At 70.8% G+C, this 7,133-nt stretch carries 8 protein-coding genes; 3 read left to right on the forward strand and 5 right to left on the reverse strand.

Annotated elements, in window-relative coordinates:
* Nucleotides 1–631: 631 nt before the first annotated feature.
* The 3 genes from E4O86_RS21560 to E4O86_RS21570 all read left to right on the forward strand — a co-directional run bounded on the left by E4O86_RS21560 (nt 632) and on the right by E4O86_RS21570 (nt 2,621).
* Nucleotides 632–1,480, forward strand: a complete 849-nt coding sequence (locus tag E4O86_RS21560; RefSeq protein WP_161142614.1) for a M91 family zinc metallopeptidase — start codon at nt 632–634, stop codon at nt 1,478–1,480.
* 130 nt (nt 1,481–1,610) lie between these two features.
* Nucleotides 1,611–1,823 (forward strand): hypothetical protein, encoded by a 213-nt coding sequence (locus E4O86_RS23295; protein WP_343039215.1) that lies wholly within the window; start codon nt 1,611–1,613, stop codon nt 1,821–1,823.
* A gap of 153 nt (nt 1,824–1,976) precedes the next feature.
* Nucleotides 1,977–2,621: a glutathione S-transferase family protein gene (locus E4O86_RS21570; RefSeq protein ID WP_161142615.1), complete on the forward strand. Its 645-nt coding sequence runs from the start codon at nt 1,977–1,979 to the stop codon at nt 2,619–2,621.
* Nucleotides 2,622–2,693: 72 nt separating this feature from the next.
* Here the strand turns inward: E4O86_RS21570 and E4O86_RS21575 are convergent, their stop codons facing one another.
* The 5 genes from E4O86_RS21575 to E4O86_RS21595 form a co-directional block, all read right to left on the reverse strand.
* Nucleotides 2,694–3,488 carry an enoyl-CoA hydratase/isomerase family protein gene (locus E4O86_RS21575; RefSeq protein WP_161142616.1) on the reverse strand — a complete coding sequence of 265 codons (795 nt, stop codon included), beginning with the start codon at nt 3,486–3,488 and terminating at the stop codon, nt 2,694–2,696.
* 68 nt (nt 3,489–3,556) lie between these two features.
* Nucleotides 3,557–5,074 carry a tripartite tricarboxylate transporter permease gene (locus E4O86_RS21580; RefSeq protein ID WP_161142617.1) on the reverse strand — a complete coding sequence of 506 codons (1,518 nt, stop codon included), beginning with the start codon at nt 5,072–5,074 and terminating at the stop codon, nt 3,557–3,559.
* Nucleotides 5,074–5,523, reverse strand: a complete 450-nt coding sequence (locus E4O86_RS21585) for a tripartite tricarboxylate transporter TctB family protein (RefSeq protein WP_161142618.1) — start codon at nt 5,521–5,523, stop codon at nt 5,074–5,076. The genes E4O86_RS21580 and E4O86_RS21585 overlap by 1 nt, the downstream gene beginning before the upstream one ends.
* 34 nt (nt 5,524–5,557) lie before the next feature.
* On the reverse strand, nt 5,558–6,733 hold the full coding sequence (locus E4O86_RS21590; protein WP_161142619.1) for an acetyl-CoA acetyltransferase: 1,176 nt from the start codon (nt 6,731–6,733) through the stop codon (nt 5,558–5,560).
* The coding region (locus E4O86_RS21595) for a Zn-ribbon domain-containing OB-fold protein (RefSeq protein WP_205521034.1) at nt 6,730–7,133 on the reverse strand (404 nt) is incomplete at its 5' end. The genes E4O86_RS21595 and E4O86_RS21590, both read right to left, overlap by 4 nt.

A 7,133-nucleotide genomic window follows, 5' to 3' on the forward strand; every position in this document is an offset into this window, starting at 1 on the left:
GTCGTGTCCGGAAGACGCGCCAACGTCTGAACACGAGTAGAATCAACACCGTGCACCCAGTCCAGAAAATTAAACCGGACAGCAGTGGACTTGATCCGGCGATCCATGGGCGGCCGAGGCGGACGCCGCCTCCTCCTCCCTCCCCGTCGTCATCGCCGGACTTGATCCGGCGATCCACGGGGAGCCGAACCGCGATCGGGCGCGGCTGGATGCCCGGGTCGGAGCCCGGGCATGACGACAGAGCAAGCGGCAGGTCCCCCGAGCGGAACGAGCGGCAGGTCCCCCGAGCGGACTAAGCGGCAGGTTCTCCGAACCGAGCAAGCAGCGCCGCAACGCCGCCGCGATGTTGTTGGCTCAGCCGCGCGCGACACCGCCGCGGGCCGTCCCGGCGGCGGGTTGTCCGCTCCCGCGTGGGGGCGTCCGCCGGCGGGGCAGCACGGGGGCGGCGCCAGAGAGCTGATGCGCGGGAGCGGCAGCAGGCGTAGCATCGTCGCGGGCGATGGGCGGCCCCGGCCGCGACGGTTGCCGGATCCGCCGGCACGCGCATCGTCCCGAACGCGGCGGCTCGGAGCATGCCGCCGCCGGGAATGCCGGGCGCGCGTTCCCGCATGTCTCACGCAGGGAGGGTGAGATGCCGATCAAGGTCACCGGACCCGACGACTACAGGAAGACGGTCGAGGGCCTGTTGCAGAAACTGGAGGCAAATCCGGCCGGGAAGGTCGTCCTCGGCGAGATCAGGGGCTTTTCCGACGAGGTCCGGATAGAGCCGTACAACAAGGGAAAGCAGGCCCTGCACGGAGGCACCAATTCCTCCGTCTCGGAGGACAACCTCCTCGCCGGCGCCCCGGACGGCGTTTCGGGCAGGGGCCCGGGATATTGGTACCGGGGCAGGTCGGACGATCCGAGGACGCCGCTCCGCGACGAGCGCGACACGCTCATGCCCCCTTCGGCGACCGCGACGGGCGCGGGCACGGGAAGCCGCGTCTATTTCAGCCCCGAACTCTACGACCCGACCAGCAAGATACCTGCGAAATGGCCCGACGCCGTGCTGGTCCACGAGCTGGTCCATTCGCTGCGCTACCTGCAGGGCCTGCAGAACCCCATCCCCACCAAGGAGGCGGTCTGGGAGAACGAGGAGGAATATCTCGCCGTCATTGTGGAGAACGTCTACGTCTCGGCCGCCGGCGGGCACCGGCTGCGCCGCGGGCACGGCCTGCTGATCCCGCTCGCCCCGCCCCTCAACACCTCGGCCGGGTTTCTCGATTTCGAGATGGGCGACCCCGGCAACAAGTTCAAGCCGAACCTCGACCTCCTCAAGATCCACCAGCTCGTCTGGGCAACCTTCGACAAGCTCGCGATGGTGCAGGCGCCGTTCAACCCGTTCCGGGAGCTCGCCAACCGGAACCGCCATCTGTTCAGGAAGGATCCGAAGCCGCCGCCGCCGCCGCCGGTCTGGTGGCCGCGACTGCCGCCGATGTGAGGCGCGGCGCCCCAAGCGCCGGCGGGGATCCCGCCCGCGGCCTCAGCCGGGCGGGCGCAGCCACCGGATCTGGCAGCGCGACTTCACCGGGGCGAGCGGGGTCTTCGGCGTCGAGCTGCAGCCGGTCGGCATGGCCGTGATCCGCGACCTGTTCTCCCGGCTCGAACTGTTCGGCATCGGCCTGTCCTGGGGCGGCTTCGAAAGCCTGGTGATGCTCTCCGACAAGCCCTTAGCCGGAGAAGGCGGCGGCTACCGGATCCGCATTCACGCCGGCCTGGAGAGCGCTTCGGACCTCGTCGCCGACATGGGCCGGGCGTTCCGCCGCGCCGCCGAGAAGGCCTGACCGGCCGGGATCGGAACTGACCACCGCGGGCAGCGCGTCCCGGCGATCGTCGCTTGCGCGATGATCTGCGGAGAGCGATGTCGATTTCGGGCGGGCCCGTTCGTCGCCATCATGTGACGCCGGGCTGCCGGCCGAGGCAGGGAGACGGACGCGATGACCCCCACCATCACCGCCTTTGAACGCTCGCCCGACGGCGGCATGGGACTGGCGCGCGACACGCGCGTCCGCTGGGCGCTGGAGGAAGTGGGCCAGCCTTACGAGGTTCGTCTGGTCTCGTTCCGGGCGATGAAGGAACCCGCGCATCTGGCGCTGCATCCCTTCGGCCAGATTCCGACCTACGAAGAGGGCGGTCTCGCCCTGTTCGAGACGGGCGCGATCGTCATTCACATCGCGGAGCGGCACGCGGGTCTGCTGCCTGAGGATGGCGACGCCCGGGCGCGGGCGATCGCATGGATGTTCGCCGCGCTCAGCACGGTGGAGCCGCCGATCCTCGATCTCTCGACCGCCAGGATGGTGGAGGGCGACAGGCCCTGGGCCGAGGAGCGCCTGCCGCTGGTCATGGACCGGATCCGCGTCCGGCTCGGCCAATTGTCCGCCCGCCTGGGCGATGCCGACTGGCTCGACGGCGCGTTCAGCGCGGGCGACCTGCTGATGGTGTCGGTGCTGCTCCGCCTGCGGAGCTCGGGCCTCCTCGACGAGTACCCGAACCTCGCCGCCTATGTCGCCCGCGGCGAGGCGCGGCCGGCCTACCGGCGGGCTTTCGCCGCGCAGCTGGCGGTCAACGCCCCTTCCGGCTGAGATGCGCCCGCGAGGCCGCAGCCGCGGCGAGCCGGGGGCCGGCTCACGCGACCGATGCCGCGCCGGCCGCGCTCAGCCCTTCTGCCATTCGGGGCTGCGCTTCTCGACGAAGGCGGCAATGCCCTCCATGCGGTCGGGCGAGGACGTCAGCTTCTGGTGGCCGAGCGCCTCGATGACGAGGCCGGTCTCGATGTCCGTCTGCAGCCCGGCATGGACGCATTGCTTGATGACGCGCACGGCCTCGCGCGGATTGGCGGCGATCTTCGCGGCGACCGCGAGCGTGGCGGGCAGGAGTTCGCTTCGCGGGAAGAGCCGGTTCACCATGCCCCAGGCAAGCGCGTCGGCGGCGGTGAACTGCTCGCCGGTCATCAGGTATTCCTTGGCGCGGGGCTCGCCGACGACGCGGCCGAAGCGCTGCGTCCCGCCGGAACCCGGCATGAAGCCCCGCTTCACCTCCGGGAAGCCGAAGCGGGCGTCCTCGGCGGCATAGGCGAAGTCGCTGCGCAGCACCATCTCGGCGCCGCCGCCGAGCGCGAGCCCGTTCACGGCGCAGACCACCGGCACCGGGCAGCGCTCCATGACGAGGTTGTACTGCCTGAAGATGACGCGCTGGGCCATCCATTGCGCGTCGGTCATGCCGTTGCGCTCCTTGAGGTCGCCGCCGACGCAGAAGGCCCGCTCGCCGGCCCCGGTCAGCACCACGCAGCGCACGTCCTCGACCGCGCCGGCGGCGAGATCGCCGAAGATCCGGACGATCTCGCGGCCGAGCTGGGTGTTGACGGCGTTCAGGACCTCCGGCCGGTTGAACCGCAGGAGCAGCACGCCCTCCGACGGGCGTTCGACCTCGAGGTGCTGGAAATCGTACATCTTGATGCCTTCTTCCGTTCGGGCGGTTGGCGAAAGGGTCTCGTCGGTCGGCCGCGCGCCTTGCCGCGTCATTCCGCCGGCGCCGGCCGCAGCCGCGGCTGCAGGATCTGCCAGCCGCGCCACAGCAGGAGCAGGCAGGTCGCCGCCAGGATGGCCGCGCTCAGCGGGCGGTCCAGGAACACGGTGAAGTCGCCGCGCGCGATGATCATCGCGCGGCGGAAATGCTCCTCCATCATCGGCCCGAGCACGAAGCCGAGGATGAGGGGCGCGGGCGAGAAGCCGAGCACGCGCATCAGGAAGCCGAGGCCGCCGAAGAAGGCGACGAGCCACACGTCGAACGTGTTCATGTTCACCGTGTAGATGCCGATGCAGATGAAGGCGAGGATCGACGGGAACATGATCCGGTAGGGGATCATCAGCATCCGGATCCAGATCCCGACGAGCGGGATGTTGAGGACGAGGAGGAGCACGTTGCCGATCCAGAAGCTCATCACCAGCCCCCAGAAGAGGTCCGGGTGCTCGCGCATCAGCGTCGGGCCCGGGGCGATGCCCTGGATCATCAGCGCGCCGAGCATGATCGCCATGCTCGGGCTGCCCGGCAGGCCGAGCGTCATGGTCGGGATGAAGGCGGTCTGGTCGGCGGCGTTGTTCGAAGCCTCCGGCGACACGATGCCTTCGATCGCGCCGTTCCCGAACCGGCCCGGCTCCTTCGCGATCCGCTTCTCGACGGCATAGCTGACGAAGGCGGCGACCGCCGGCCCGACGCCCGGCAGCGCGCCGAAGAAGGCGCCGATGCCGGAGCCCCTGAGCACGGGGGCCCAGGAGCGGCGGAGATCGTCGCGCGTCGGCACCATGGCGCGGAGCCCGAAGCTCTTGCGGTCGACATCGCCCGTTGCGACGACGCCGACATTCGCGGCGACCTCCGCCACCCCGAAGAGGCCCATGGCGAGCCCGACCAGGCTGATGCCCTCGTAGAGCGACAGGCTGCCGAAATCGAAGCGCGCGACCGCGGTGTAATGGTCGAGCCCGACGGTGCCGAGGAGCACGCCGAAGGCCACCATCGCGAGCGATTTCGCGGTCGAGCCGAAGGAGACTGTCGAGGCGGCGATCAGCGCGAGCAGCATCAGCGCGAAATATTCCGCCTCCCCGAACTTCATTGCGTAGTCGACGATCACCGGCGAGAAGAACATCATGATGAGGATGCCGATGCTGCCGCCGACGAACGAGGCGAGCGCCGTCATCAGGAGCGCGATGCCGCCGCGCCCCTGCTTCGACATCGGGTAGCCGTCGAGACAGCTCACGGCGGAGGACGGCGTGCCCGGCACGTTGAGGAGGATCGCGGCGGTGGAGCCGCCATAGGCGGTGCCGTACCAGATCCCGGCGAGCATGATGAGCGCCGAGGTCGGCGCCAGGTGGAAGGTGAGCGGAAACAGCATCGAGATCGCGGCGAGCGCGCCGACGCCCGGGATGACGCCGATGAAGGTGCCGAGCGCGACGCCGGTGAGGCACCACAGCAGGTTCTGCGGCAGGAAGGCGGTCTCGAGCCCGAGCGCCGCATTGGCGAAGAGAGAGGGGAGATCGCCCATCAGACCGGCCATGCGAGAAGGGGGAACGGAAACTGCAGGCCGATCTTGAAGATCGCCGTCGCGATCACGATCAGCGCGGCGGAGAGCGCGAGCGATCCGCGGAGCGTCGCGTGCGGATCGGCGAAGGAGGCGATGACGACGAGGAAGAGGATCGCGGGCGCGAGCCCGACGGTGCCGATCGCCAGCGCGAAGGCGGCGAGCCCGCCGAGAATGGCGAGGACGGGCCGGATGTCGACTTTCACCGCCTCGCCCGCCCTGAAGAGCGCCGGGACGAGGATCGCCAGCCCGAGCACGGCCATGATGCCGCCGAGCGCGGCCGGGAACATGCCCGGGCCCATCCGCCCGGCCGTCCCGAGCCGGTAGTGCGTCATGGCGTAGACCGCCGCGAACAGCCCGACGGCCGTGACGAGCAGGCCGCCGACGATATCCTTCCGATCCCGGGCGTTCATCATCTCCTCCGCAGCTCGAGCCTCTCCGGCCGCCTCATGCCAGCGCCGAGCGCCCGCCCAGTATGGCCGTGACCTGGCTCGACAGCACGGAGCCGTTGCCGTGGCAAAGGACCGTCTCGGCGCGTCCGACCTGGCGTTCGCCCGCCTCGCCGCGGATCTGCCGGACCGCCTCGACGAGCAGGAACATGCCGTACATGCCTGGATGGACGCAGGAGAGCCCGCCGCCGTTGGTGTTGACGGGGAGCGCGCCGCCCGGCCCGATCCGGCCGCCTTCGACGAAGGCGCCGCCCTCGCCCTTCCGGCAGAAGCCGAGATCCTCCAGGAACAGGATCACGTTGATCGTGAAGGCGTCGTAGAGCTGGAGGAGGTCGATGTCCGCCGGGCCGAGGCCGGCCATGGCGTAGGCGCGTTCGCCCGATCGCCGCGCGCCCGTCGCCGTCAGGTCCGGCATGGAGGAGATCTGGCGGTGCGTATGGGCGGCGCCGACGCCGAGGACGTAGGCGGGCGGATGCGGCAGGTCGGCCGCGCGCTCGGCCGCGACCAGCACGCAGGCGCCGGCGCCGTCCGTGACGAGGCAGCAGTCGCGCACGCCGAGCGGATCGCTCACCAGCCGGGCGCCGAGCACGTCCTCGATCGTGATCGGCTCGCGGGCGAAGGCCTCGGGGTTGAGCCCGGCCCAGCGCCGCGCCGCCACGGCGACTTCGGCGAGCTGGGCGCGCGTGGTGCCGAATTCGTGCATGTGCCGCGCGGCGGCGAGCGCGTAGGCGGTCGGCGGGTTGAAGGGCCGGTAGGGCAGCTCGTAGAGGTCGGGGTCGACCGCCTCGCGATAGGCGCTGATCGTGCTCCGCCGGACGCCGGAGCGCTGGGTGCTGCCGTAGCAGACGAGCACGGCGCTGCAGATCCCGCTCCGGAGCGCCATCGCGCCGACGAGGAGGTGGAGGAGGAAGGAGGAGCCGCCGACGCAGGTCGCGTCGACGAAGGTGGTGTCGAGGCCGAGCTCCTGCGTGATCCGGAGCGTCGGCATCGGGCTCGTCATGCTCGCGGTGATGAGCCCGTCTATGTCGGACATGCGCAGGCCCGCATCGGCGACCGCCTTGCGGCAGGCCTCGACGGTGATCTCGATCTCGCTCCGCCCGGTCGCGTCGCCGCAGCCGGCGGTGCCGATCCCGGCGATCGCGGCCGCGCCGCGAAGGGAATGGGCGGAGCTCACGGCGCCTCCTCCGGGCGGAAGAGCAGGATCGGCGCGTCGCCCTCGCGGGCGATCTCGGCCCTGACCCGCAGCCCGATCGTGACAGCCTCCGGCGCGAGCCCGACCACGCGGCTCATCATCCGGACGCCTTCGTCGAGATCGACGAGGACGACGTTGTAGTCGCCGCCCTGCTCCGGCTTGCGGCGGACGATCGTCGTCGAATAGACGGCGCCGGTGCCCGCCGGCGCGACCCAGGCGAGCTCGCCGCCTCCGCAGGCCGGGCAGAGGCTGCGCGGATAGAAGATGTGGCGCGCGCAGGCGCGGCAGCGCTGGATCGCGAGCTGGCCGGCGGCGAGGAACCGGCGGTAGCGGGCGTCGGGCGGGCCGCCGGGCCCGGGATCGATCTCGGCCGCGCGCGGCG

This window comes from Propylenella binzhouense, assembly GCF_009866965.1.
Lineage (GTDB): Bacteria > Pseudomonadota > Alphaproteobacteria > Rhizobiales > Afifellaceae > Propylenella > Propylenella binzhouense.

Bases quoted from the DNA above. Each gene is read 5' to 3' on its own strand.
- E4O86_RS21575 (WP_161142616.1), bottom strand. From the start codon at position 3,488: ATGTACGATTTCCAGCACCTCGAGGTCGAACGCCCGTCGGAGGGCGTG.
- E4O86_RS21580 (WP_161142617.1), bottom strand. From the start codon at position 5,074: ATGGGCGATCTCCCCTCTCTCTTCGCCAATGCGGCGCTCGGGCTCGAG.
- E4O86_RS23295 (WP_343039215.1), top strand. From the start codon at position 1,611: ATGGCCGTGATCCGCGACCTGTTCTCCCGGCTCGAACTGTTCGGCATC.
- E4O86_RS21560 (WP_161142614.1), top strand. From the start codon at position 632: ATGCCGATCAAGGTCACCGGACCCGACGACTACAGGAAGACGGTCGAG.
- E4O86_RS21570 (WP_161142615.1), top strand. From the start codon at position 1,977: ATGACCCCCACCATCACCGCCTTTGAACGCTCGCCCGACGGCGGCATG.
- E4O86_RS21585 (WP_161142618.1), bottom strand. From the start codon at position 5,523: ATGAACGCCCGGGATCGGAAGGATATCGTCGGCGGCCTGCTCGTCACG.